The sequence below is a fragment of the Actinokineospora sp. genome (assembly GCF_050699995.1).
In the GTDB taxonomy this organism is placed as follows: domain Bacteria; phylum Actinomycetota; class Actinomycetes; order Mycobacteriales; family Pseudonocardiaceae; genus Actinokineospora.
The window spans coordinates 1-23,387 of the sequence record NZ_JBOHGC010000556.1 but is presented as its reverse complement, the minus strand read 5'-3'; the positions used below and the strand labels follow the sequence as shown (position 1 = coordinate 23,387).

At 70.7% G+C, this 23,387-nt stretch carries 23 protein-coding genes and 1 pseudogene; 10 read left to right on the top strand and 14 right to left on the bottom strand.

From position 1 onward, the window contains the following. Positions 1-91 precede the first annotated feature (91 nt). The 5 genes from ACRDSQ_RS27005 to ACRDSQ_RS26985 form a co-directional block, all read right to left on the bottom strand. Complete coding sequence (locus tag ACRDSQ_RS27005; RefSeq protein WP_431424842.1) at positions 92-1,168, bottom strand: LCP family protein; 1,077 nt, start codon at positions 1,166-1,168, stop codon at positions 92-94. Positions 1,169-1,343: 175 nt separating this feature from the next. Then, a complete protein-coding gene (locus ACRDSQ_RS27000; protein ID WP_431424841.1) occupies positions 1,344-2,567 on the bottom strand; it encodes a class I SAM-dependent methyltransferase in 1,224 nt (407 codons plus the stop codon). Next, on the bottom strand, positions 2,564-3,307 hold the full coding sequence (locus ACRDSQ_RS26995; protein WP_431424840.1) for a DUF1365 domain-containing protein: 744 nt from the start codon (positions 3,305-3,307) through the stop codon (positions 2,564-2,566). The genes ACRDSQ_RS27000 and ACRDSQ_RS26995 overlap by 4 nt, the downstream gene beginning before the upstream one ends. Further along, entirely contained in the window at positions 3,304-4,572 is a 1,269-nt protein-coding gene (locus tag ACRDSQ_RS26990) for an NAD(P)/FAD-dependent oxidoreductase (RefSeq protein WP_431424838.1), read from the bottom strand. Before ACRDSQ_RS26990 ends, ACRDSQ_RS26995 begins: the two co-directional genes overlap by 4 nt. Before the next feature lie 10 nt (positions 4,573-4,582). Then, positions 4,583-5,293, bottom strand: coding sequence for an alpha/beta hydrolase (locus ACRDSQ_RS26985; RefSeq protein WP_431424836.1), 711 nt, complete (start codon positions 5,291-5,293; stop codon positions 4,583-4,585). Between the two features lie 63 nt (positions 5,294-5,356). On the opposite strand from ACRDSQ_RS26985, the gene ACRDSQ_RS26980 reads away from it, so the two are divergent. From ACRDSQ_RS26980 to ACRDSQ_RS26965, 4 genes are all read left to right on the top strand, one after another. Continuing rightward, on the top strand, positions 5,357-6,181 hold the full coding sequence (locus ACRDSQ_RS26980) for an alpha/beta fold hydrolase (protein ID WP_431424835.1): 825 nt from the start codon (positions 5,357-5,359) through the stop codon (positions 6,179-6,181). A gap of 83 nt (positions 6,182-6,264) precedes the next feature. Beyond that, positions 6,265-6,846 (top strand): nucleotidyltransferase family protein, encoded by a 582-nt coding sequence (locus ACRDSQ_RS26975; protein WP_431424834.1) that lies wholly within the window; start codon positions 6,265-6,267, stop codon positions 6,844-6,846. Then, positions 6,836-7,549 carry a sugar isomerase domain-containing protein gene (locus tag ACRDSQ_RS26970; RefSeq protein ID WP_431424832.1) on the top strand — a complete coding sequence of 238 codons (714 nt, stop codon included), beginning with the start codon at positions 6,836-6,838 and terminating at the stop codon, positions 7,547-7,549. The genes ACRDSQ_RS26975 and ACRDSQ_RS26970 overlap by 11 nt, the downstream gene beginning before the upstream one ends. A 59-nt stretch (positions 7,550-7,608) precedes the next feature. Further along, positions 7,609-9,177, top strand: coding sequence for an HD domain-containing phosphohydrolase (locus ACRDSQ_RS26965; RefSeq protein ID WP_431424831.1), 1,569 nt, complete (start codon positions 7,609-7,611; stop codon positions 9,175-9,177). Here ACRDSQ_RS26965 and ACRDSQ_RS26960 read toward each other — a convergent pair. The 3 genes from ACRDSQ_RS26960 to ACRDSQ_RS26950 all read right to left on the bottom strand — a co-directional run bounded on the left by ACRDSQ_RS26960 (position 9,164) and on the right by ACRDSQ_RS26950 (position 12,756). Next, on the bottom strand, positions 9,164-9,967 hold the full coding sequence (locus tag ACRDSQ_RS26960; protein ID WP_431424829.1) for an alpha/beta fold hydrolase: 804 nt from the start codon (positions 9,965-9,967) through the stop codon (positions 9,164-9,166). The genes ACRDSQ_RS26965 and ACRDSQ_RS26960 overlap by 14 nt on opposite strands. After that, complete coding sequence (locus ACRDSQ_RS26955; RefSeq protein ID WP_431424828.1) at positions 9,964-10,830, bottom strand: alpha/beta fold hydrolase; 867 nt, start codon at positions 10,828-10,830, stop codon at positions 9,964-9,966. The genes ACRDSQ_RS26960 and ACRDSQ_RS26955 overlap by 4 nt, the downstream gene beginning before the upstream one ends. A 93-nt stretch (positions 10,831-10,923) precedes the next feature. Next, entirely contained in the window at positions 10,924-12,756 is a 1,833-nt protein-coding gene (locus ACRDSQ_RS26950) for an ABC transporter ATP-binding protein (RefSeq protein ID WP_431424826.1), read from the bottom strand. A gap of 173 nt (positions 12,757-12,929) precedes the next feature. On the opposite strand from ACRDSQ_RS26950, the gene ACRDSQ_RS26945 reads away from it, so the two are divergent. After that, positions 12,930-14,198 carry a glycosyltransferase family 87 protein gene (locus ACRDSQ_RS26945; protein WP_431424824.1) on the top strand — a complete coding sequence of 423 codons (1,269 nt, stop codon included), beginning with the start codon at positions 12,930-12,932 and terminating at the stop codon, positions 14,196-14,198. A gap of 31 nt (positions 14,199-14,229) precedes the next feature. On the opposite strand, the gene ACRDSQ_RS26940 is transcribed toward ACRDSQ_RS26945, so the two are convergent. Next, positions 14,230-14,439 carry a helix-turn-helix domain-containing protein gene (locus tag ACRDSQ_RS26940; protein ID WP_091382460.1) on the bottom strand — a complete coding sequence of 70 codons (210 nt, stop codon included), beginning with the start codon at positions 14,437-14,439 and terminating at the stop codon, positions 14,230-14,232. Positions 14,440-14,625: 186 nt separating this feature from the next. Continuing rightward, positions 14,626-16,254, bottom strand: a complete 1,629-nt coding sequence (locus tag ACRDSQ_RS26935; protein ID WP_431424822.1) for an ABC-F family ATP-binding cassette domain-containing protein — start codon at positions 16,252-16,254, stop codon at positions 14,626-14,628. 174 nt (positions 16,255-16,428) lie between these two features. Here ACRDSQ_RS26935 and ACRDSQ_RS26930 point away from each other — a divergent pair, with 174 nt between their 5' ends. After that, the gene (locus ACRDSQ_RS26930; protein ID WP_431424820.1) at positions 16,429-17,199 is read left to right on the top strand and encodes an SDR family oxidoreductase; all 771 of its coding nucleotides are present in this window, start codon (positions 16,429-16,431) and stop codon (positions 17,197-17,199) included. A 65-nt stretch (positions 17,200-17,264) separates the two neighbouring features. Continuing rightward, positions 17,265-17,786, top strand: a complete 522-nt coding sequence (locus ACRDSQ_RS26925) for a DinB family protein (RefSeq protein ID WP_431424818.1) — start codon at positions 17,265-17,267, stop codon at positions 17,784-17,786. 216 nt (positions 17,787-18,002) lie between these two features. Here the strand turns inward: ACRDSQ_RS26925 and ACRDSQ_RS26920 are convergent, their stop codons facing one another. The 4 genes from ACRDSQ_RS26920 to ACRDSQ_RS26905 form a co-directional block, all read right to left on the bottom strand. Then, positions 18,003-18,566 (bottom strand): hypothetical protein, encoded by a 564-nt coding sequence (locus ACRDSQ_RS26920; protein WP_431424816.1) that lies wholly within the window; start codon positions 18,564-18,566, stop codon positions 18,003-18,005. A 51-nt stretch (positions 18,567-18,617) separates the two neighbouring features. Next, positions 18,618-19,289, bottom strand: a complete 672-nt coding sequence (locus tag ACRDSQ_RS26915) for an acVLRF1 family peptidyl-tRNA hydrolase (protein WP_431424814.1) — start codon at positions 19,287-19,289, stop codon at positions 18,618-18,620. A gap of 4 nt (positions 19,290-19,293) precedes the next feature. Further along, complete coding sequence (locus ACRDSQ_RS26910; protein ID WP_431424812.1) at positions 19,294-20,850, bottom strand: deoxyguanosinetriphosphate triphosphohydrolase family protein; 1,557 nt, start codon at positions 20,848-20,850, stop codon at positions 19,294-19,296. 81 nt (positions 20,851-20,931) lie between these two features. Next, positions 20,932-21,498, bottom strand: coding sequence for a helix-turn-helix domain-containing protein (locus ACRDSQ_RS26905; RefSeq protein WP_431424810.1), 567 nt, complete (start codon positions 21,496-21,498; stop codon positions 20,932-20,934). 77 nt (positions 21,499-21,575) lie between these two features. Here ACRDSQ_RS26905 and ACRDSQ_RS26900 point away from each other — a divergent pair. The 3 genes and pseudogenes from ACRDSQ_RS26900 to ACRDSQ_RS26890 form a co-directional block, all read left to right on the top strand. After that, positions 21,576-22,014 (top strand): annotated as a pseudogene (locus ACRDSQ_RS26900) (FAD-binding protein); the annotation flags it as partial. Positions 22,015-22,068: 54 nt separating this feature from the next. After that, a complete protein-coding gene (locus ACRDSQ_RS26895) occupies positions 22,069-22,914 on the top strand; it encodes a class I SAM-dependent methyltransferase (RefSeq protein WP_431424859.1) in 846 nt (281 codons plus the stop codon). A gap of 64 nt (positions 22,915-22,978) precedes the next feature. Continuing rightward, the coding region (locus tag ACRDSQ_RS26890; RefSeq protein WP_431424808.1) for a lycopene cyclase family protein at positions 22,979-23,387 on the top strand (409 nt) is incomplete at its 3' end.

Below are 23,387 nucleotides of genomic sequence, written 5' to 3'. Positions count from 1 at the left end.
TACTCCTCCGGTCGAGTGGTAGCAGCGAGCGGGTGAGGGCGCACCCGCGAGACCCCGACAGGGCCGATCAGGGGTAACCGCGCCGCGTGGCTCAGCCTCCGGGTGCGCCGACGATCAGCTCGTCGGCCACCTCGGCGTCGGTCCGCAGCGCCTCGAACAGCTTGGGGGCCTTCACCTTGTCCCACAGGATCGCCGACCCGACACCCTTGACGTTCTGGCTGCCGCCCATGGGCACGGTCGTGGTGATCAGCCCGCCGTCACCGGCTCCACCCATCGCGAACGCGACCGCGGGCAGGTTGTGCAGGTGCGTGTCGTCGTCCACCGAGATGGCGTCGGGCGCGCTTCCCAGCAGCGGGAACAGCTTGAACGGGTTGGCCAGCGTGCCCGCGCTGGTCGCCTTCTTCGTCAGCGCGCCGATGAAGGCGCGCTGGCGGATGACGCGGTCGAGGTCGGCCCGCGGTCCCTTGCGGGTGCGGACGTACCCGAGCGCGTTGGCGCCGTCGAGTTCCTGGCAGCCCGCGGGCAGGTTGATCCCGGCCAGCGGGTCGTCGATCGGGGCCTCAAGGCACATCTCGACCCCGCCGACCGCGTCGACGACATCGGCGAAGCCCGCGAAGCCGATCTCCATGTAGTGGTCGAGCCGCAGGCCGGTCTCGGTCTCCACGGTCTTCGCGAGCAGCTTCGGGCCGCCGAACGCGTACGCCGCGTTCAGCTTGTTCTTGCCCTTGCCCGGGATGTCCACAAGGGAGTCGCGCAGCAGCGACACCAGCGTCGGACGGGTGTCGTTGTCCGGCACGTGCAGCAGCATGATCGTGTCGGTCCGCTGACCCTTGGCGTCACCGGTGGCGAGACGTTCCTCGTCCTCGGCGCTGAGGCCCTCGCGGCTGTCCGACCCGACGATCAGCCAGTTGGCGCCCGCGCCCGCCGCGGGCCTGCCCTCGTAGTCCTCCAGCGCGTCGATCCGGGTCAGCGAGGACTCCAGGTAGATCCACAGCCCGGCGACGAGGCCGACGATGACCAGCAGCGCGGTCAGCGCGATCCGACGCCCACGGCGCTTGCGGCGCGGCGGGGGCGGCGGCGACCCGTACGGCTGGTGCTGACCACGGGGTCCACGCGGCGGGGGCGGCGGCTGATGACCGCGGTCGTAGCCCGGTCCGCCCTGCGGCATCGCTCTGGTCGGGGCGTATCTCGGTCGGCCGTGCTGATCCTGCCCATGTCCGTAGCTCACGAGAGTTCTCCAGCCAGACGCTTCACTGAGACCGTTCCCCTTATCTGTCCACGGCAGTGCGGGGAGTCTCCCACTCCCCTAAGCCAGGACGCGGGAGACCCACCTGGGGTTGCTTTCAGTGACCGATGGACAGTTGACGCACGCCCAGGTAGCCCGACCGGAAACCGGCCTCAGAGTACGCCAGGTAAAACTCCCACATGCGGCGGAAAGTGTCGTCGAAGCCCAGGTCGGCGATGTCGGACCAGCGTTCGGTGAACGTCGCCCGCCACTGCCGCAGCGTCTCGGCGTAGTCGAGTCCGAAGTCACGGTGGGCGAGCACGCGCAGGCCGGTGTGCTCGGCCACGCTCCGGTCGATCGCCTCGGCGGACGGGATGAGTCCGCCGGGGAAGATGTACTTCTGGATCCATGTGTGGGAGTCGCGCGAGGCGAGCATCCGGTCGTCGGGCATGGTGATCGACTGCAGGCCAAACCGGCCGCCGGGTTTGAGCATCCGGTCGACGGCGCCGAAGTAGGTCGGCCAGTAGCGCTGCCCGACGGCCTCGATCATCTCCACGCTGACGATGGCGTCGTAGCTGCCCTCAGCCTCTCGGTAGTCCCGCAGCAGGACGTTCACCCGGTCCGAGAGTCCCGCCTCGGCGATCCGCCGCTCGGCGAGGACCTTCTGTTCGACCGAGATGGTCAGCGTGGTCACCCGCGCTCCTCGGCGGGCCGCTTGGATCGCCAGCGCGCCCCAGCCGGTGCCGATCTCCAGCACGTGCGAGCCCGCGCGCACGCCCGCGTAATCGAGTACGCCGTCGATCTTGCGGACTTGTCCTTTGTGGAGGTCGGTGTCGCCGGGGGTGAACAGCGCCGACGAGTAGGTCATCGTCTGGTCGAGGAACGCGGCGAACAGGTCGTTGGACAGGTCGTAGTGCCGGTGGATGTTGGCCCGCGCGGCGGCGACGGTGTTGTCCGCGCCCGAGGGCTGGCGCCGGTCGACCCAGCGGCGCAAGGTCTGCAGCGCGGGCGGGACGAGGGTGCTGATCCGGGCGGCGAACTCGGTCAGCAGGTCCACCAGGTCCGGGCTCGTCCAGTCGCCGACCATGTAGGACTCGCCGAAGCCGATCTTGGCATCGACGCCGAGGCGGTGGAAGAACGCGTTCGGCCGGTGCACGCGCATGACCGGCGCGTCCGGCCCGGCCGCGCCCATCCAGTCGCCATCGGGGAACAGCACCCGGATCGGGAGCGTGCGGACGGCGTTGGCGAAGACAAGGCGCGCGATCCGGGCCCGCGCGGGGCTGCGCGGCGGCGTGTACAGGGTTCCCCAGGGCCGCGCGGATCGGAGAGTGGTGTCAGTCATCGGACTCGTTCCTCGGTGACGGGTGCGGGCGCGGCAGGGTGGAAGACTGTGCGATCGACCAAGGGCACGCGGCGCAGCCACAGCGCGATTCCGTGTCGGCGGATCAGGGCGGAGACCCGCTGCGGCATCAGCGGTCGGCGGGCGACGGTGCGGACCACCTCCGCGGTGGTCGCCGGGCGTCGCTCGCCGACGAGGGTCGCGGTGAACGGCGTCTTCCCGCCCTGGCTCAGGGCAACGGTCAGCGACAGCACCGCGCCGGGCCGGGGCAGCCGCATCCGGTAGGTGCCACCCATCTCCAGGAACGGCGAAACGTAGAACTCCTTGTCGGCGCGCGCCCGGCCGCGGTCGTCGGTGCGCAGCAGGTAGCGGTGCCGTTGGCCGTAGGTGTTGTGGACTTCGGCGACCACGCACACCACCCGGTCGGCGGCATCGTGCACCCAGTACACGGTGATCGGGTTGAACACGTAGCCGAGCACCCGGGCGCTCGCCAGCATCAGAACCCGGCCGCCGACCTCGATCCCCTGCGCCGCCAGCCAGTCCGCGAGGTTGTCCTTGATGGACTGGGCAGGGTCGCCGAGGTGGTCACGCGCGTCGAACCGGGCGAACGGCCGCAGCGGCGCGGGCAGCCGCGGCAGGTCGTCGAGGTCGACGAGCCACAGATAGATCCGGTGCCGGAAGGACCGGTTCAACCGCTCGGTGCGGGTGTGGGTGATGATCGCGTCGTAGATCGCCGCGGTCACGACGACCAGCCTGCGCCGAACGCCGCGGCGGCGCGGACACCGGAGGCGCAGCCGTCCTCGTGGAACCCCCAGCCGTGGTAGGCGCCCGCGTAGGCCACGGCGCCGTCATTGAGCGAGGGCAGGTCCCGTTGGGCGGCAACACTTTCCGGGGTGTAGACCGGGTGCTCGTACACCATGGTTCGCAGCACGGCCGTCTCGTCGACCCGGTCGCGGGCGTTGAGGCTGACCACGTAGGCGTCCTCTTCGGACAGTCCCATCAGCCGGTTCATGTCGTAGCTCACCCGCACCGGCCCGGCCGCGGAGTCGCACTCGGGCTTGAGGTAGTTCCACGACGCCCGCGCACCCTGGGCGCGCGGCAGGATCGACCTGTCGCTGTGCAGCAGGGTCTCGTTGACCGAGTACTCGAACGCACCGAGGACGGCCCGCTCGGCGGGCGTCGGCTCGGCCAGCAGGCGCAACGCCTGGTCCGGGTGGGTGGCGACGACGGCGTGGTCGAAGCGGTGCGCGGTGTCGGCGTCGTCGCGGATCTCCACGTGGTCGGCGTGGCGGACCAGGGCACGCACCGGCGTGGACACCTCGACCGCGGTCAGGCCCTTCACCGCACGCTCCACATAGGTCCGTGACCCGCCGACGACGGTCCGCCAGGTCGGCGAGCCGGTCACCGAGAGCATCCCGTGGTGGTGCAGGAACTCGAATAGGTACCGCGCCGGGTACCGCATGCTCAGCTCGGGTCCCGCCGACCACACGGCGGAGACCAGCGGCATCAGGAAGTGGTCGACGAAGTAGCGCGTGTATCCGCCCACCACGACGAACCCACGCAGCGTGATGTCACCGGGGTCGTCACGCAGGACGCGGCGCGCGTGCCGGTGGAAGCGGGTGACCTCGCCGAGCATCCGCAGGAACCGCGGTGTGCGCACGTTCGCGGGCTGGGCGAAGATCCCCCGGGCGCCTCGCGCGCCCGCGTACTCCAGCCCGCAACCCTCGCAGCGCACGCTCATCGACATCTCGGACTCGCGCGTCGCCACGCCGAGTTCGCCGAAGAGCCTGATCAGGTTCGGGTAGGTCCGTTCATTGTGGACGATGAAACCACTGTCCACCTGGACGACCGAGCCCGCCGATGTCGGCAGGTCGTGGGTGTGGGCATGGCCGCCGATCCGGTCGTCCGCCTCGAACAGCGTCACGTCGTGCCGACGCTGCAGCAAGTACGCCGCCGTCAGTCCGGACACGCCGCCGCCGATGACCGCGACCCGCCGCCGATCCACCACTGGGGCCTCCTCAGAGAGGAATGCGCAGCCCTTCCGGTGAGGGCTGTCCCAGTGCATTCGTTATGACGGGGTCGAAAGGTTGGGTCCCGAGGGCACCCAGTGTGAAACCGGTGACCAGCCGGGTCCACGCGGCGGATTTCCGCAGCATGGCGTGCCCTTCGTCGTGCACGTCGAAGTGCGCGACCCGGTCGGTGACGACCTTGGCGCGCTCCGCGTAGCGGAAGGACAGCTCGGGGTCGGTCATCTTGTCGAGCAGCCCGTGCGCGATCAGGACGGTGCGACCCGCCAGCTGCTCGACCGGTTCGTTCGGCTTCGTCCACGGCGCCAGCGCGCAGACCGCGACCACGGAGTCCGCGCCCGCGACCCGCAGCGCGGTGCGACCGCCCATCGAGTGGCCCACCAGCGCCACCGGCACGTCGCCGTGGGCGCGGCGGATCTCGTCGAGCGCCCACGCGGCGTCGAGCACGGGGTCGAGTTCGGGGGCGTTCCAGCCGCGGTAGCGGTAGCGCAGGGCCCACGCGGCCACCCCGTCGGCGGCGCCATCGTGCCGGATGTCGCGGGCGAACGGGAGCATCCGCAGGTAGGCGCTGCGGTAGCGGTGCACCCGCTCGTGGCTGCGCTCGCGGCCGCCGTGGAGCAGGAGCGCCACGCCGCGGACGTTCTCGGTCGGACCGTAGACCCGGATGGCGGGCCGCGCCCGCTCATTCACGCTGTCGTTCACGGGACAATCTTCGCAACCGCCGCCGTTCCGGTTCGGTCGGTGTGAGTGAGTACATTCCGGCGGGTGAGCGACCACCTCCAGATCACCACCGCCGTAGGCGCCTTCGACGCGCTGTGCGGGGGCTCCCCCGGCGACCAGCCGGTGCTGCTGCTGCACGGCTTCCCGCAGGCCTCCACCGAGTGGGGGCATGTGGTGGGCGCGCTGGGGCGCGCCGGATTCCACGCCGTCGCACCGGACCAGCGCGGCTACTCCCCCGGGGTCCGGCCAGACGAGGTCGGCGACTACCGGATGGACGACCTGGTCGCCGACGTGCTGGCGATCGCCGACGAGTTGGGCTGGTCCCGGTTCGACCTGGTCGGGCACGACTGGGGCGCGGCCGTCGGCTGGCACACCGCCGCCGAGCACCCCGACCGGATCCGCACGCTGACCGCGGTGTCCGCGCCGCACCCGGCGGCGATCGCGGCCGCGTACCGCGAGGACGAAGACCAGCACCTGCGGTCGCAGTACATCGCGGTGTTCAAGGAGCGCTCAGCGGAGAAGCGGCTGCTCGCCGACAACGCGGCCGCGCTGCGCCAGCTGTTCGAATACCGCGTGCCGCCGTCGCACATCGAGGACTACGTGACCCGGCTGTCCGAGCCGGGGGCGATGACCGCGGCCCTGAACTGGTACCGCGCGACCCGGTGGAACGTCGCGCCCGACCCGGTGTCCGTGCCGACGATGTTCGTGTGGGGCACCGAGGACGTCGCGTTCGGCTCCACGGCGGCCCTGGCCTGCGGAAAGTGGGTCACTGGCGGCTACCGGTTCGAGATGCTGGAGGACGTGTCCCACTGGGTCCCGGAGGAGGCGCCGGACGCGCTGACGGCGTTGCTGCTGGACCACTTGCGCTAAGCCGCTGGACGGTGCGCGACATCCCTCGGACGTGCTTGGCCGCGCCACTTCTCGATCTTTCCGGATAGCCCTAAGCTCGCTGCATGGCGACCTCCTCGGTGGCGGGGCTGCTCCTGGCCGCGGGCGGGGGCAGGCGCTTCGGGATGCCCAAAGCGCTGGTCCCGTATGGCGCGGGCCTGTTGGTCGACCACGCCGCGGCCACCCTGGTCAACGCGGGCTGCGAGCCGGTGATCACCGTCCTCGGCGCCGCGGCCGACGACGTCCGCTCCCGGACGACGCTGCCCGGCATCGTGATCGACAACCCCGACTGGGTGGACGGCATGGGCTCGTCGCTGCGGGTCGGTCTTGAGGCCCTCGGCGACTCCGACGCGGTGATCGTGCTGACGGTCGACACCCCCGGCATCACCGCCGAGGCGATCCGCAGGCTGATCGCCATGGCCGCCCCCGGCGCGCTGGCCCGAGCCACCTACGACGGTGTGCCCGGCCACCCGGTCCTGATCGGCCGCGACCACTGGCGCGGTGTCGCCGAGGCCGCCGACGGCGACACCGGGGCCCGCCCCTACCTCGCCCGCAACCACGTCACCGACGTGCCGTGCGCTGACATCGCCGACGGCGCCGACGCCGACCGGCCGGAAGATCTGCCAGGGAGGCCCCATGCCCAGTGACCTGATGCTCGAGCACCTCGCCGAGGTCGGAACCCACAACGCCGACGCCCTCGACGACGTCGCCGACTTGGTCCTTGCCTGCATCCGCAACGACGGACTCGTACTGACCGGCGGCGCGGGACACTCGCTGGCGGCGGTCGCCGAGACGTTCTTCCGGGCGGGTGGGCTGGCGTGCGTGCGACCGCTGTTCCACGAGGACCTTCAGGTGTTCAGCGGGGTGCGGCGGGCCCTGCAGGCCGAACGCACACCCGGTCTGGCCCGGTCGGTGTTCCGGAACCTGCACCTGTCGGGCCACGAGGTGCTGTTCGTCTTCTCCAACTCTGGGGTCAACCACTATCCGGTCGAGTTGGCTCTGTGCGCGCTGGACGCGGGCTGCCCGGTCATCGCAGTCACGTCCCTGGCCGCCACATCGGCCGCACCCCGCCGCGCGGGCACGACGCTGGCGCAGAACGCGACGATCGTGCTGGACACCCTCACCGCGCCCGGCGACGTCGCCTACCCCGAGTCGAAGGCGGTGACCGCACCGCTGTCGTCGGTGACGGTCGCCTACCTGTGGAACCAGGTGCTGATCCGCCTCAACGACCGCGCCGCCCGCGAAGGCATGGAACTGCCCCTGTGGCAGAGCTCCAACACCGAAGGCGGCGACGCGGCCAACGAGGCCCTCATGCAGCGCTACGCGCCTCGGATTCCCACCCTCGCCTGACGCCGCCACCAGCCGAAACGCGTGGGATGATGAGTCCCGCTCGCACGGCGGAGGCGCGAATGGGCGACCAGCGGCTACGGATGGCGGATCTGCTGGCGGCACTGTCGGTCGCGACGGATCTGGGCATGGGCAGGCCGCCGGAGAAGGCGATCAGGTCATGCCTGCTCGCGACCGGGCTCGCCCGCGCGCTGGACCGCCCCGACGCCCAGGTCCGCGCCGTGTACCTGGCCTCGCTGGTGCGTCACGTGGGCTGCACGGCGACGGCGGCGCTCGAGGCCCGGATCTACGGTGGCGACGAACTGGCGTCACGACGGGCCGCCGAACCCGCGGACTTCGGCGACTCCCGCGAGATGCTGGCCATGACCTTCGGCATCGGACGCGGCGCGGGCCCGCGCAGGCCATTCCTGGTCGCGCAAGCGGTGGCGGGCGATGTCCGGCACGGGAAGACGATCTTCCGATCCATCTGTGACGCGGCGTCGCTGCTCGCCGGGCGGCTCGGGCTCGGCCAAGAGGTGCAAAACAGCCTCTACCAACAGTTCGAGCGGTGGGACGGCAAGGGAGCCCCGCTAGGACTGGCGAGGGACGAGATCACGCTCACCGCACGAATCAGCGAAGTCGCGACCCAAGCCGTCCTCGCGCACCAGGCGGGCGGGCCGGACGCGGCCGTCGCCAAGATCGACCAGCGAGCAGGCGGATGGTTCGACCCGTTGGTCGCCGAGGTCTTCCGCCGGCACGGGCCCGGCCTGCTGCGCGAGATCGACGCCGGAGATCCGTGGGAAGCCGTGCTGGCAGCCGAGCCATCGCCCGTCTGGCACATCGCGGCGAGCGACCTCGATCGGGTCGCGCGCTGCTTCGCGGACATGGTCGATCTCAAGTCGACCTACACACTCGGGCATTCCACCGAGGTCGCTGACCTGGCGGAGGGCGCCGCCCGGTCGCTCGGGTTGGCCGAGCGTGAGGTCGAGGATCTGCGGCGCGCCGCCCTCCTGCACGACCTGGGTCGGGTCGGCGTCTCAAGTGCCGTCTGGGAGAAGGCCGGCCACCTGACGCGCGGCGAGCGGGAACAGATCCGGCTGCACGGCTACCACACCGAGCGGATTCTGGCGTGCTCGCGCGTGCTCGAGCCGCTCGGCCGGATCGCCGGTCTGCACCACGAACGGCTCGACGGCAGCGGGTACCACCACGGCGTCGCGGCCCCGGCCATCGGCACGTCCGCACGGATCCTCGCGGCCGCCGACGCATTCCAGACAGCGACCCAGGATCGCCCGCATCGGCCGGCACGGCGGCCCGAGGAAGCCGCCGAGTCGTTGATCGCGGAAGGCGCCGCGGGGCGGCTCGACCTGGACTGTGTGCGAGCGGTCGTCGCGGCCGCGGGCCAGCAGACCACGGCGACGCGGATGACCTGGCCGTCGGGGTTGACCGACCGGGAAGTCGAGGTCCTGCGACTGGTGGCGCGGGGCCTGTCGAACAAGGAGATCGCGACCCGGTTGGTGATCGCCCGCCGCACGGCCGAGCATCACGTCCAGCACGTGTACACCAAGATCGGCTGCTCGACCCGCGCGGGCGCGGCCCTGTTCGCCATGGAGCACGACCTCTTGCGCGGGCGACCAGGCCTCACGATGCGATGAAGTCCCGGACCAGAGCTCCGACCATGGCCGGGTGCGTCCGGTGGGCGATATGCGCGTGGCCCGCCAAGACGTGGACCCGCGCGTCCGGGATCGCCGCCAAAGCCGCGTCGGTCGCCGCTTTGACGACGAGTGGGCTGTCCGAGCCAGACAGCATCAACGTCTTGGCCGTGATGCCGTCGAACCGGTGCGGTCGGTACACCCAGCCTTCCTCGGCGCGAGCCTCACGGACCACGGTCGGGGCGGTGCGCACCCTGCCTGCCCATTCCGGACCGGCCCGCATGATGTTGATCTGCTCGTCGGTGAACTCGAGCAGGTCCCGCAACACCACGGCGATCGCCCCCTCGTCGTCGCCGCGCGCGAGCATCCTGTCGACCATGTCGATCCAGCCCGGCGGATAGGCCAGTCCCAGGCTCGGCTCGTAGAGGATCAGGTGGTCGGCGTTGTCGGTCATGGCCGCTCCACCCATGGCGCAGTTCGCCCCGTAGGAGTGACCCCACACGGCGACCGTCGCGCCGGTCTGCGCCGCGACCGCGTCGACGACGGCGGCCACGTTCTCGAAGTCGCGCTCGATGGCGTAGTTCGCGCCGTCGCCACTGGCGCCGAAGCCGCGGCGGTCCATCGAGTAGGTCGTGATGGCGGGCTTCAGTTCGGCCACCAGCGCGGCGGAGATCGTGTGATCCTGGATCGAACCGTGCACCAGCACCAGTGCGGGCCCCTCGCCCTCGACCCACACCGCGATCGTGGTGCCGTCCGCCGATCGGACGTCAAAGCGCGTGCTTGTGGTGTTCATGGCGTCACTCCGTGAGCGGCCACGAATGCCAGAATCCGACTCACGTACTCCGCCGGGTGTGTCACGTGTGGAACGTGGCCTGCGCCGCGGTAGACGTCGAACTCTGCCTGCGGCAGCAACTCCCTGAGCCTGCTCAGGACGGGCTGGAACATGGCCGGGCTCCGGTCGCCCGAGGTGATCAACACCGGCCCGCGGTACCGCGCCAGGGCTGGCTCATCGATCGACCGCGAGCCGGGATCGGTCGCCTCGTCGAGGAAGGTCGGGGCGTTGTCGGTGAACGTCTGCCGCATGCCTTCGGGCAGTTGGGCCCAGCTGCCTGGGCCGAAGGCCACCGCGTCCACGAACATCTCGGCGGCGCCTGCGGGGTCGCCTCCCGCGATCCGCCGCAGGACCTCCGCGATCGGCCCCTGCTCGATGACCGCGAACGAAGCGGCCTCGGGGCTCAGCACATCGAGCACACCCCACAATGGCGGCTCGTGCACGATGATCCCCCGCAGCACCTCGGGGCACGCGGCGGCGGCCTGGAGGGTGATGACCGCCCCGGCCGAATTGCCCACGACCCACGCGGGGGACGACCCGAGAAGCGCGATCAGCCCCGCGAGGTCGGCCACGTCCTCCTGGAAACTGCCCTGTCCCAGCGGACGCTCGCTGTCACTGTGTCCCCTGCGGTCGTAGGCGGTGACGGTGAACCGCTCGGCCAGCGCCTGCACGACTCGGTCCCAGTTGTGCCGCGAGCCCCACGAACCGTGCACCAGCACCACTCGATCCGCCGCGCTGCCGGTCGACTCGTACGCGATCCGTATGCCGTTGATTCGGGCGAACTCCACTGTCCCCGCAACGACTGCGCCTGTTGCCTGTGCCATCGCCCCGCTCCTCTCGGTGGACGCAACAGCATCAGCGTCGCTTCAGGAGCGGAGATCACGCATCGGCAGACCTACCCATATGCCGCAGGCGCGCTAAGCCACCGCGTCCTGCTCGGCGAACTGGGTCCGATAGAGATCCGCGTAGCGGCCGTCCCGGGCCAGCAGGTCTTCGTGGGAGCCACGTTCGACTATCCGGCCTGCCTCGACCACGAGAATCTGGTCGGCGGCACGGATCGTCGACAAGCGGTGGGCGATCACGATGGCCGTGCGTCCCTCCAGCGCCGTAGCCAACGCTTCCTGCACCGCCACCTCGGACTCCGAGTCCAGATGCGCGGTCGCCTCATCGAGGATCACGACCCTTGGTTGAGCCAGCAGCAGGCGGGCGATGGTCAGCCGCTGGCGTTCGCCGCCGGAGAGTCGGTAGCCGCGCTCCCCTACGACCGTTTCCAGGCCATCCGGTAATGAGTCGATCAGTTTGCCCAGCCGTGCCTGTCGCAGGGCGGACATGATCTCCGCGTCGCCGGCGTCGGGCGCCGCATAGGCCAGGTTCGCGCGGATTGTGTCGTGGAACAGGTGGCCGTCCTGGGTCACCACGCCCACCGCGTCCCTCAGGGCCGCGAAGGAGAGGTCGCCGACGTCCACACCCGACAACCGGACCGCGCCTGAGTCGACGTCGTAGAGGCGGGGCACGAGTGAGGCGATGGTCGACTTGCCCGCACCCGACGAGCCGACCAGGGCGATCATCGCGCCGGGCTCGGCCACGAACGACACGCCGTGCAGCACTTCCTCGCCGCCGCGCTGGTCTAGTACCGCTACCTCCTCCAGCGAGGCCAGCGAGACCTTGTCGGCCGCCGGATAGGCGAAGCGAACCGAGTCGAACTCGACCGAGACGGCGCCTGCCGGGACGGTGCGGGGGTTGGGCTTCTCGGAGATCATCGGCTGGAGGTCGAGGACCTCGAAGACACGCTCGAACGAGACCAGGGCGGTCATCACGTCGACGCGGACGTTCGCCAGGGCCGTCAGCGGGCCGTAGAGGCGGGTGAGGAGCAGGGCCAGGGCGACGACTGTGCCGGGGGCCAGGTCGCCCTTGAGCGCGAGGTAGCCGCCGAGGCCGTAGACGAGCGCCTGGGCGAGCGCCGACACCAGCTGCAGGCTGGTCATGAACCAGCGGGCCGCCATGGCGGTGCGGACACCGATGTCGCGGACGCGGCCCGCGCGCTCGCCGAACTCGACGGCCTCGGCAGCCGGGCGGCCGAACAGCTTGACCAGGGTGGCGCCGGGGGCGGAGAACCGCTCGGTCATCTGGGTGGTCATCGACGCGTTCAGGGTGGACGACTCGCGTTGCAGGTCGGCCATGTGCCTGCCGACTCGGCGGGCGGGCAGGACGAACACCGGCAGCAGGATCAGCGCCAGCAGGGTGACCTGCCAGGACAGGGTCATCATCACGCCGAGCGAGAGCACCAGGCCGATCACGTTGCTGACCAGGCCGGAAAGAGTGGAGGTGAACGCCCGCTGGGCGCCCATCACATCGTTGTTGAGCCTGCTCACCAACGCGCCCGTGCGGGTGCGGGTGAAGAACGCGACCGGCATGCGCTGCACGTGTTCGAAGACCGCGCGCCGCAGGTCGTAGATCAGGCCTTCGCCGATGCGGGCGGACTGCCACCGCTCGGCGACCCCCAGTACCGCGCCCATGATCGCCAGCGCGGCGATGCCGACGGCCAGCCAGACCACCACGGACACGCTGTCGCGGCCGACGATCGCGTCGACGACCTTGCCCGCGAGCAGCGGGGAGGTCACCCCCAGCACCGCCGATACGACGGTCAGGAGCAAGAAGACGACCAGCCGCGGCCGGTGCCTGCGGCTGAAGGTGAAGACCCGCCGGACGGTGCCCTTGCGCAGCCCCTTGGGCAGGTCGGTCGAACGCATCGAGCGCGCCATGCCCCTCATCATCGAGTTTTCCACGCGCACCCCTCTCTTGATACAGCTCTCGTACAACACGCGGGCTGGGCTGGAACTTCCCGCCCATGTCGGTGGTGGTCTCGATCACGTCGGTAGCCTGCCCTGCGACGGTGACAGAAACGTGGTCGATGGGGGGCTCGGTGCGTGCTGCGCTGCGGCTCGACCTGCTGATCTACGTGGGCTGCGCCGTCGTCGCAGGCGTCACCGCGGTCACGTCGGAGTTCTATGGGTATCGCGTCTGGGGCAATTTCGCGACAGTCGCCTACCTGGCCGCCGCCGTGCTGACGCTGCAGGCCCCGACGCGCCGCAAGATCCCGGTGGTCGTGGCGGGCGCGGGCGCGATCCTCGTGCCGCTGCTGTTCCTCGTGTTCAAGCGGTCACCGTCGTTCACCTGGGGACCGTGGCCGTGGTCGTTCCCAGCGCAGCCCGAGGTGTGGGTGGTCGAACGCGCCGCGCGAAACCTCTTCGCGCACGGCACGCCGTACACGGACCTGGCCACACTGGGCCGGGCCGCGCATCCTGACGACTACACGCCCTATGGGCCCGCCATGTCGGTGTTCGGCATGCCGCGGGCACTGTTCGGCGACCACCCGCTGACCGACGCGCGGGTGATGTTCCTGCTGGGCAGCGCCGCGGCGCTCTGGGCGGCGTGGCACGTGCTGCGCCGCCCGCACATCCCCGTGCGGGCCATGCACCTGGTGGCGAACCCGCTCACCGCGCTGACGCTGTGCGTGGCGGGCGACGACATCGCGGTGATCGCGCTGATCGTGCTCGCGGGCGCGCTCGCCTACCGCGTGCGCCCGGTGTGGAGCGGCGCCGTGTGCGCGGTGATGGTCGCCATGAAGTTGACCGCCCTGCCCGCCACCGCGGTGATCGGCATCGGCGTGCTCGCCGCGTGCGGCGGCCGGGCGCCGGCCCGGTTCCTCGGCACGCTCGTGGGCGTGAGCGCGTTGATCACCGTGCCCGTCCTGGCCGCCGACCCGGCGGCCTTCGTCGAGCACGTACTCAAGTTCCCGATCGGCCTCGGGCAGGCGTCGTCGCCTGCGTCCAGCCCGCTGCCCGGCCACTTGATCGCCGGGCTCGGCCCGGTTGGTCACACGGTGGCCCTGGTCCTGTTGGGACTGGCCGCCGTCGCGATCACGGGCTGGCTGATCGTGCGTCCGCCGCTGTCGATGGCGGACGCGATGACGCGCGTCGCGGTGGGGCTCGGTGCGGCGATCGTGTTGGCACCCGCCACGAGGTGGGGTTACCTGGTGTACCCCGTGGCCTTGCTGGGTGCCGCGCTCGCCTTCGCCCGCCCGGCTGACCCGGGCCTGGCACCCACACCGGACACCGGACCCGACGTCGAGGCCGGTCTTTCGACCGGTCCCGGTGTCGGCACAACACCGCAACCATCCGGCCTTCGATAGGAGTCGAAGCCGGACGGACGCGCGGCGCGCGCTACTTCTTCTTCGTTCGCGTCGCTCCGCCGCGGCCGCGGAGGGTCACGCCGGACTCCGACAGGACTCGGTGCACGAATCCATAGGAACGTCCGGTGCTTTCCGCGAGCGCTCGGATGCTGGCGCCCTTCTCGTACTTCTTCTTCAAGTCGCCGGCAAGTTTGTCGCGCGTGGCACCAGTGATCCGCGCGCCTTTCTTGAGGTCAGCCACGTTGTCCGCCTTCCGTCGCGAGTGGTCGGGGCCTTGAAGACCCCTACCGCCGCAATGATCGAACACGGTGGCGCGGATTGCCAGACGAGATGACAAAAAGGTATGAGACAGCCCTGATCACTGCAGATACCCGGTTCGGGACACAGGGTGATCTTCGAATACAAGATCCCTGCGTAATGCCATATTTCAGGCGAGCTGAACGAGTTCGAGATAGTCCGGAGACCAGTGGTCCTCGGTTCCGTCAGGGAGAAGGATCACCCTCTCGGGTTCCAGCGCCTCGACCGCTCCGGGGTCGTGGGTGACCAGAACGACGGCGCCGGAGTACCGGCGCAGGGCGTCGAGGACCTGTTCGCGGCTGGCCGGGTCGAGGTTGTTCGTGGGCTCGTCGAGCAGCAGCACGTTCGCCCGGCTGGAGACCAGGCCCGCGAGCGCGAGCCGGGTCTTCTCGCCGCCGGAGAGCGTTCCGGCGGGCTGGTCGAGCTGTTCGCCGCTGAAGAGGAACGTGCCGAGCAGCGAGCGGAGCTGCTGTTCCTGGGTGTCGGGGGCGGCGTGGCGGATGTTGGACCACACGCTGGCGTCGTGGTCGAGCGTCTCGTGTTCCTGGGCGTAGTAGCCCAGGCGCAGGCCATGGCCGGGGATCACGCCACCCGAGTCGGCCTTCTCCATGCCGCCGAGCAGGCGCAGCAGGGTGGTCTTGCCCGCGCCGTTGAGGCCGAGCACGACGACCCGTGATCCCTTGTCGATGGCGAGGTCGACGCCGGTGAAGATCTCCAGCGAGCCGTAGGACTTGCTCAGCCCCTCGGCCATCAGCGGCGTCTTGCCGCAGGGGGCCGGTTCCGGGAATCGGATCTTCGCGACCTTGTCGCCCTGACGGACGTCGTCGAGGCCCGCGACCAGCTTCTCGGCGCGCTTCATCATGTTCTGCGCGGCGACGGCCTTGGTTGCCTTGGCGCGCATCTTGTCGGCCTGCGCCATGAGGGCGCCCGCCTTCTTCTCGGCGTTGGCGCGCTCACGCCTGCGGCGCTTCTCGTCGGCGGCGCGCGCGTCGAGGTAGCGCTGCCAGCCCATGTTGTAGAGGTCGACCTCACCGCGCACGGCGTCGAGGAACCAGACCTTGTTGACCACGTCGGCGAGCAGGTCGACATCGTGGCTGATGACCACCAGGCCGCCGCTGTGGCCCTTGAGGAACCCGCGCAGCCAGGCGATCGAGTCGGCGTCGAGGTGGTTGGTGGGCTCGTCGATCAGCAGGATCGTGCCGGAGCCGCCGCCCGCACCCGACTCGGACGCGGCGAAGAGGATGCGGGCCAGCTCGACGCGGCGGCGCTGCCCGCCCGAGAGCGTGGACAGGGACTGGGCCAGCACGCGGTCGGCCAGGCCCAGGTTGGAGCAGATCCGGGCCGCCTCGCTCTCGGCGGCGTACCCGCCGAGGCTGGAGAAGCGCTCCTCGAGCCTGCCGTACTTGCGGACAGCGGAGTCGCGCTTGGCCTCGTCGACCAGCTCGGCCATCGAGGTCTGCGCCTTCTCCATCTCGCGCAGCAGCTCATCGAGCCCGCGTGCGGAGAGGACCCGGTCACGCGCGATCACCGAGAGGTCGCCTTCGCGCGGGTCCTGCGGGAGGTAGCCGATCTCGCCGGTGCGCCGGACGTCGCCGCCGTAGGGCTCGCCTTCGCCCGCGAGGACCCGCAGCGTTGTGGTCTTGCCCGCTCCGTTGCGGCCGACCAGGCCGATCCGGTCGCCCGGCTGGATGCGCAGGGTGGCGTCGGAGAGCAGGATGCGCGAACCCGCGCGCAGTTCCAGGTCAGTAGCGGTGATCACGTCAAAGCTCCATCGATCGCAGGTTTCGTGGCAGGGGTCATCCGCTCGGCCGCCGCGGCGGACGAGCCCTCCCGCACATCAGTCGATGAAGAGCACGGGCCCAGTCTACGAGACGACGTGAACCGGTTTGCGTCCGCACTCGAACCTAAGCGCTCGCTTAGCTATCGTGCAGCCATGACTGACGGTGAATTCGCGGGAAAGACCGCGCTGGTGACCGGGGCCAGCCGAGGCATCGGCCTGGCCATCGCCATCGAACTGGCTCGCGGCGGCGCCGCCGTGGCCATCTCGGCCAGGAAGCAGGAGGCACTCGACGCCGCCGCCGAGGAGATCCGGGCCGCGGTGCCCGGGGCTTCGGTGCTGGCGGTCCCGGCCAACACGAGCTCGGCCGACGACCGGGCGACCGTGGTCGCGCGGACCATCGCTGAGTTGGGCGGCCTGGACATCCTGGTCAACAACACGGGGATCAACCCGGTGTACGGGTCGCTCGTGGACGCCGACCTGGACGCCGTACGGAAGATCTTCGACACCAACGTGGTGGGCGCGCTCGGGTTCATCCAGCTCGCGGTGAAGTCGTGGATGGGCGAGCACGGGGGCTCGGTGGTCAACATCGCCTCCGTCGCAGGCCTGCGTTCGACCGGCGTGATCGCGGCTTACGGGGCGAGCAAGGCGGCCCTGATCCGGCTGACCGAGGAACTGGCGTGGCAGCTGGGCCCGATGATCCGGGTGAACGCGGTCGCACCGGGCGTCGTGAAGACCCGCTTCGCGGAAGCGCTGTACGCCCAAGGCGAGGAGAAGGCGGCCGAGTCCTACCCGATGAAGCGACTCGGGGTGCCCGAGGACGTGGCGGGCCTGGTGGCGTTCCTGGCGTCGGACCGCTCGGCCTGGATCACCGGCGAAACCATCCGCGTCGACGGTGGCCTGCTGGCGACCGGGACACTCGGATAGGACGGTCTTCGGCCCGCCGAAAACTGCGATGCGTGCTTCGGCGGGCTGAAGTAGCGTCGCGCGCCATGGCGATCACCCCCACCAGACCCGCGTACGACGCTGACGAACGCACCCAACTCGTCGGCTGGCTCGACATGCAGCGCGACATCATTCGATGGAAGTGCGAGGGAGTGTCCGAGGAGGACGCTCACCGGGTGGTTCTGCCGACCTCACCGCTGATGACAATGGCCGGCCTCGTCTCCCACCTGCGGTGGGTCGAGCACTGTTGGTTCCAGGTGATGTGCAACGGCGAATCGGCGGCAAAGAACCCCCAGTTCGACCAGGCGCTGCCGGAAGACGCCGACATGCTGGTCGACGGAATCCCGTTGGCACAGCTGCTGGAAGAGTACGAACGCGAGTGCCAGGCCTCCAACGAGACCATCGCCGCTCACGCGCTTGACGACATAGGCAAGAACCGCGACTTCGAAGTGGGCTCGGCGTCATTGCGGTGGATCCTGCTCCACATGATCGAGGAAACGGCCCGGCACGCGGGTCACATGGACACGATCCGGGAACTGGCGGACGGCGCCAAGGTCTACTACTACTGAAACATAGCCGCCCAGCCCACTCTGGACGAACGAACTTGCGTCGAGCGATCACCGACCGATGGCACCCGACGGGGTTGGCTCCAGGAACACGGTTGCTCCCAAACCCCGGACTGGTTGCCTTCGGGGATGGATCTTCGTCCCTGGAGTCCCCTTGCTCTGAATGTTGGACTCGTTGTTTTGAACGTTGGACTCGCGGGTGGGTCACCCGCATGTTGGTCAGCTTGGGGTTGTGGTGGGGGCGGGTGAGGCTGGCGTGGGGACGGTCGGTGGGGTCGCCGGGTCGCCCGGTGGGCGGAGATCGCCAGGGGGGCGGACGTCCCCGGGGCCACGCATGCCGCCTCGGCGTTCGCCCATGTCACGCCAGGGGCCGTGGTGGTGCGGGCCTCGGCCGGGACCTGGGCCCATGCGGTCTTCGCGGGCGAAGCCCGGGCCGCCTCGGCGGTCGTCGCCTGCTTCGCCGATGAAGTAGCCGCCGACGCCGCCTGCCACCAGCAACCCCGCGCCCACCAGGCCCGCGACCAGCAGACTCACGGTTCGCTTCGGCTTCGCGGGGGCCACTGGTTGGGCAACAACAGGAACCGCTGGTGCGCCGGGGTCCGGGAGTGCGGTCGTGGGCTGGCCGGGCTCGGGCTGAGCGGTCGGCCCCGGAGCGGCGGCAGGCTGGTTCGGGTCGGGTAGGGCCGCGGTCGGTTGGGTGCTCGCGTCCGGCGGGGTGCCCGCGGCGTCGGCTGCTTTGCCCGCGGCGCGGTCGTCGGGAGTCGGCCTGGGTGTGTCGGTCATACGTCCACTGTGCGCACCGAGTCTGTGTCCTGGCTGTGTGTCAGCTGGGAGTCAGCTGTGGCGCACGATGATCTCCACGGCGAAAGCGCGTTCGGCGGCGTCGTCCAGGACCGTTCGGCGGGGTTCGGGGACGTCGAGGACCCTGGGTTCGGCCAAGGCGAACACCGGGGCCAGCGAACGTTTACCGCGCAGGATGTCCAAAGCACTCTTGTCCCCGCCTAGAACCACTGCGTCCAATTCGGACACACGGGTGCCCAGGACCTCCGCCACATCGCGGGCGGCGGCTTCCATCGCCTGCCTTGCCTGGCCTTCCCGGCGGCGGGCGAAGCGGTGCTGGGACCAACCCCCGGCCGCGTTGCGGCCGTGGACCTGGCGGCGGTCGGTGCGCGACACCGTCACCTTTCCCGCCTCCGCGACCCCCAGGCTGTGACCGCCGAGCCGGACCAGCAGCAAGCCGACCTTGCGTGGACGTTCCAGGTGCGCGATCAGGAGGTCGATGCGGAGTCCCGCCCACTCCCCCGGTTCGCCGTCGAGCGGTGCGAACGGAACCGCGACGGTCGCGGTGGCGCCGTCCGCCGCCTCGACGACGATCGAGTCCGCGGTGGCCGTCGTGCGGGTGATCCCGCCGTGGCGGACGGCGAACCGGTCGTACCAGCCCGCGATCCGGTCGGCGGGGACCTCCACCGCGCGACCACCGCCTGCGACAGTTCGCGCTTTGCTCATGGGCTCAGAGTACGAAGGAGTCGGACCAGAACTGGCCGGTGCGGCCGGACAGCGCCTCCATCAGGTCCGCCGCCTGACCGTCGGTGAGTGACGCGACGAAGTCGATCACCGCGCGGCCGCGGGCCAGCGACAGAATCGCGGCCGGGCCCGATGGCTGTTCGCCCGCCGCGCCGACGAGGGTTCGCGGGTGGTCGGCGGCCAGCATCTGGTACTCACCGTGGGCGAGTTCGACCAGGTCGTGGAGCCTGCGTGGGAGCCGGTCGGCCTCGTAGCGGTCGCCCATCCACTGCTCCAGCGCCTCGACCAGCGACGTCAGCAGCCGCGCCTGTCCGCGCTGGTAGAGGGCAAGATCCGGACGCAGCAGGACGAACCGGCGGTGGACGAACTTGAGCACCTGCACCTCATGCCACTGCTCGCGGCCCAGGAGCACGTGCCCGGACCGGGTGGGCGGGTCGGCCAGCACGTGCACCCCGCCGACGAGCCGGGCGGTCCAGCCCGACGCGAAGCGGCCGAAGGCCTGTTCGGCGGCGACCGAGCCGTCGAACGGGACCGACAGCAGGTCGTCGACCAGTTCGTCGCGCACCCGCGACACGGCCGCGGCGAAGATCTCGTCGTCGACCATCCAGGAGTCGCGCGCGTGCAGGCGGCGGCGCAGGGCCTCCAGGGACTGGCCGGGCCTGCGGTGGTGCTTGGCCAGCTCTTCGTCGTCGTAGGCGGCGAACTCGGCGCGGTCGGACTCCCACTGCCCCAGTTCCGCCGACACCGGCGCGTGCTGCAGGACGCCGATGCGGTGGAAGTCCTCGAGGTCGTGGATCGCGTAGGCGATGTCGTCGGCGTTGTCCATGACCGACGACTCGACGGTCTGCTGCCAGATCTCCACCCGCTTGTCGAAGGACGTGCGGCACTGGGTCAGGTCGTCGAGTTCGGTGACGTAGGCGGAGAACTTGCTCGACCCGGTCCCCGGCGCGTCCTTCGGCTCGGCGGCGCCACGAGGCGGATCGGCCATCTCGCGCGGGTGCGGCGACGGGTGGGTCAGCCGCGTCCACGGGTACTTGAGCGTCGCGGCGCGCACGGCGGCGGTGAGGTCGAGACCGGCGGCGCGCGGGCCGCGGGTGTCGGTGGTGGTGATGATCCGGAAGCTCTGCGCGTTGCCCTCGAACCCGTCGGGCAGGCCGAACCTGTGCCGGGCGAGCCGGTCGAGCACCTGCTCACCGAGGTGGCCGAACGGCGGGTGCCCGAGGTCGTGCGCGAGTGACGCCGCCTCGACCACATCGGGGTCGCAGCCACCGAGGTCTTCGAGCACCGGCGCGAGTTCGGGGTCGGAGATCAGCCGCTCCGCGATCGCGCGCGCGATCTGGGCGACCTTGAGGCTGTGGGTGAGCCGGTTGTGCAGCAGCCCGGACCCGCTCGCGCTGACCACCTGCGTCACCCCGCCCAGCCGGGCGAAGAACGGCGAGGCGACGATCCGGTCGCGGTCCCCGCGAAACGGTGTCGCGGCTAGGTCGACCGGACCCGGCCCGGCGTCGCGGCGGGACTCTCGGTGGCGGAGGTGATCTGGCATGCCGCCGAGGCTAGTCCGCCTCACCGGAAATTTTGTGGTTGGTCGTTGGTGGGTGCTGAGCTTCTCAAGAGCGGTTGCGGGTCATTTGCCGCGGGGGCTCGCGCGGACGTGCATGCGTTCGCCCTGGGGTCCGAACAGGCTGAGGATCTCGACAGGCGCGTCGCCCGTGCTGCCGAACCAGTGCGGCAGCCGGGTGTCGAACTCGGCGGCCTCACCCACTTTGAGCACGATGTCGTGCTCGGCGAGGACGAGTCGCAGCTTGCCGTTGAGCACGTAGAGCCACTCGTAGCCCTCGTGCGTGCGCGGGTCCGGTTCCTTGCGGCGCGGCGAGATGACCATCTTGTACGCCTGCAGGCCGCCGGGCTGCTGGGTCAGCGGCACCACCGTGGAGTCCCCATGCCTGACCGGCTTGAGTCGCACCCGCGGGTCGCCGACCGGCGGCGCGCCGACCAGTTCGTCGAGCGGAACCTGGTGGGCGTGCGCGATCGGCAGGAGCAGCTCCAAGCTCGGCTTGCGCTGCCCGGACTCCAGCCGCGACAGGGTGCTGACCGAGATCCCGGTCGTCTCCGACAGCGCCGCCAGGGTGCAGTCGCGCTGTTTGCGGATGCGCTTGAGCCGGGATCCGACCTCGGCCAGTACTTCTTCCATCCTTCTATTGCAGAAACAGCAACAAGGTTTGTCAAGTCGGCCGGCCATGGCGCACTGTCGGTGTCAGGAGGTTTGCCATGGAGGAAGTAGTGGTCATCGGAGGCGGCGCTGGCGGGCTCAACGCCGCGCTCGTGCCGGCCAGGGCCCGGCGGCAGGTCATGGTCGTCCACTCGGGCACGCCACGGAACGCGCCCGCGCAAGGGGTGCACGGCTACCTGACCCGCGACGGCATGCCCTCCGCGGAGCTGGTCGCGGCGGGTGATCGTGGCCACCGGGCTGCGCGACGAGTTGCCGGACCTGCCGGGAATCCGGGAGCGGTGGGGCAGGGACGTGCTGCACTGCCCGTACTGCCACGGCTGGGAGGTGCGGGGCGAGCCGGTCGGTGTGCTCGGCACCCGGCCGGAGTCGGTGCACCAGGCCCTGCTGGTGCGGCAGTGGTCCGACGACGTCGTGTTCTTCGCCGACGGGCGGACGACTCCGACCGGGCGAAACCGCCGCCGCGGCCGGGGCGCAGGCGGCCATCGCGGTGAACCTGGATCTGATCGAGGAAGACCTGTTGGAGGGCGCGCGATGACACACCACATGGACTGGGCCGCGATGGCCGACCTGTTGGAACTCGAGGGCGAAACGCACAGTCCCTATGTGCGGCAGGCACTCGACGAGCTTCGCGACCTGCGACCGCGACGGATCCTGGACATCGGCAGCGGCCCGGGCGTCGCCGCCTGCCGGATGGCGGAGGTGTTCCCGGACGCGGAGGTGGTCGCCGTGGACGGGTCGCCGGAACTGCTCGAACGCGCGGAGAAGCGAGCCGCGCGGCTCGGCGTGTCCCTGCAGACGATGGTCGCCGCGTTCCCCGAAGGCCTGGACGACCTCGGGCCCGCGGATCTTGTGTGGTCCGGGCAGGTCGTGCACCACGTGGGTGATCAGCAGGACGCGCTGAACCGGTTGGCCGGGCTGCTGGAGCCGGGTGGCGTCCTCGCCGTCGTCGAGGGTGAGCTGCCCGCCCGCTTCCTGCCCCGCGACCTGGGTTTCGGCACGCCGGGGCTGCAGGCGCGGCTGGACGCGACCCGGGAGGACCGCTTCGCCCGGATGCGCGCCGAGCTTCCGGGGTCGGTGCGGGTGGTCGAGGACTGGCCCGCCATGGTGCGGGCGGCGGGCCTGACGGACGTGCGCGCGAAGACCTTCCTGGTGGACCACCCCGCGCCACTGGCCGAGGGACCCCGGGCGTCAGTCGCGCGCTACCTGCGCCACCGGCACACCACGCCCGACGGCCTGCTCGACGGCTTGCTCGACGCCGATGACCTGGCCACCCTCGACCGCCTCCTCGACCCGACGGACCCAGCAGGCGTCGCCAACCGGCAGGACCTCTTCCTCCTCACCGCCAAAACCGTCCACTTCGGCACCCTCCCCACCTGACCACGCCACACTCGCGGGAGGCCGGGAAGGGGCGACTCGCGGGTGGGCGTGGTGGGATCGGGGGGTGGATGTTGTCGTTGTGGGGGCGGGACCCGCGGGGTGGGCGGTGGCGTTTCGGTGCGCGGGGCTCGGGCTGCGGACCGCCCTGCTTGACCCGGACCCGTACGCGCCCTGGCCCGCGACGTACGGGCTCTGGGAGGACCAGTGCACGGCGCTCCCAGCAGGCGCGGAGGTCACCAAGGCCATCGCCGTGCGCGCGGCGGGCCGCAGGCTTGACCGTGGCTATTGCGTGCTGCACAACGACTCCGTGCTCGCCGGGTTCGCCCGCTCCGACGTCACCGTGTTCGCCGGGCGGGTGCGGGCGGCCGAGCACGGGCCGCGCGGGTCCACGATCACCCTCGACGACGGCCGCCGCCTCGCGTGCGCGGTGGCGGTCGACGCGTCCGGGGCGCGGCGGGTGCTCAGTGGTGGGC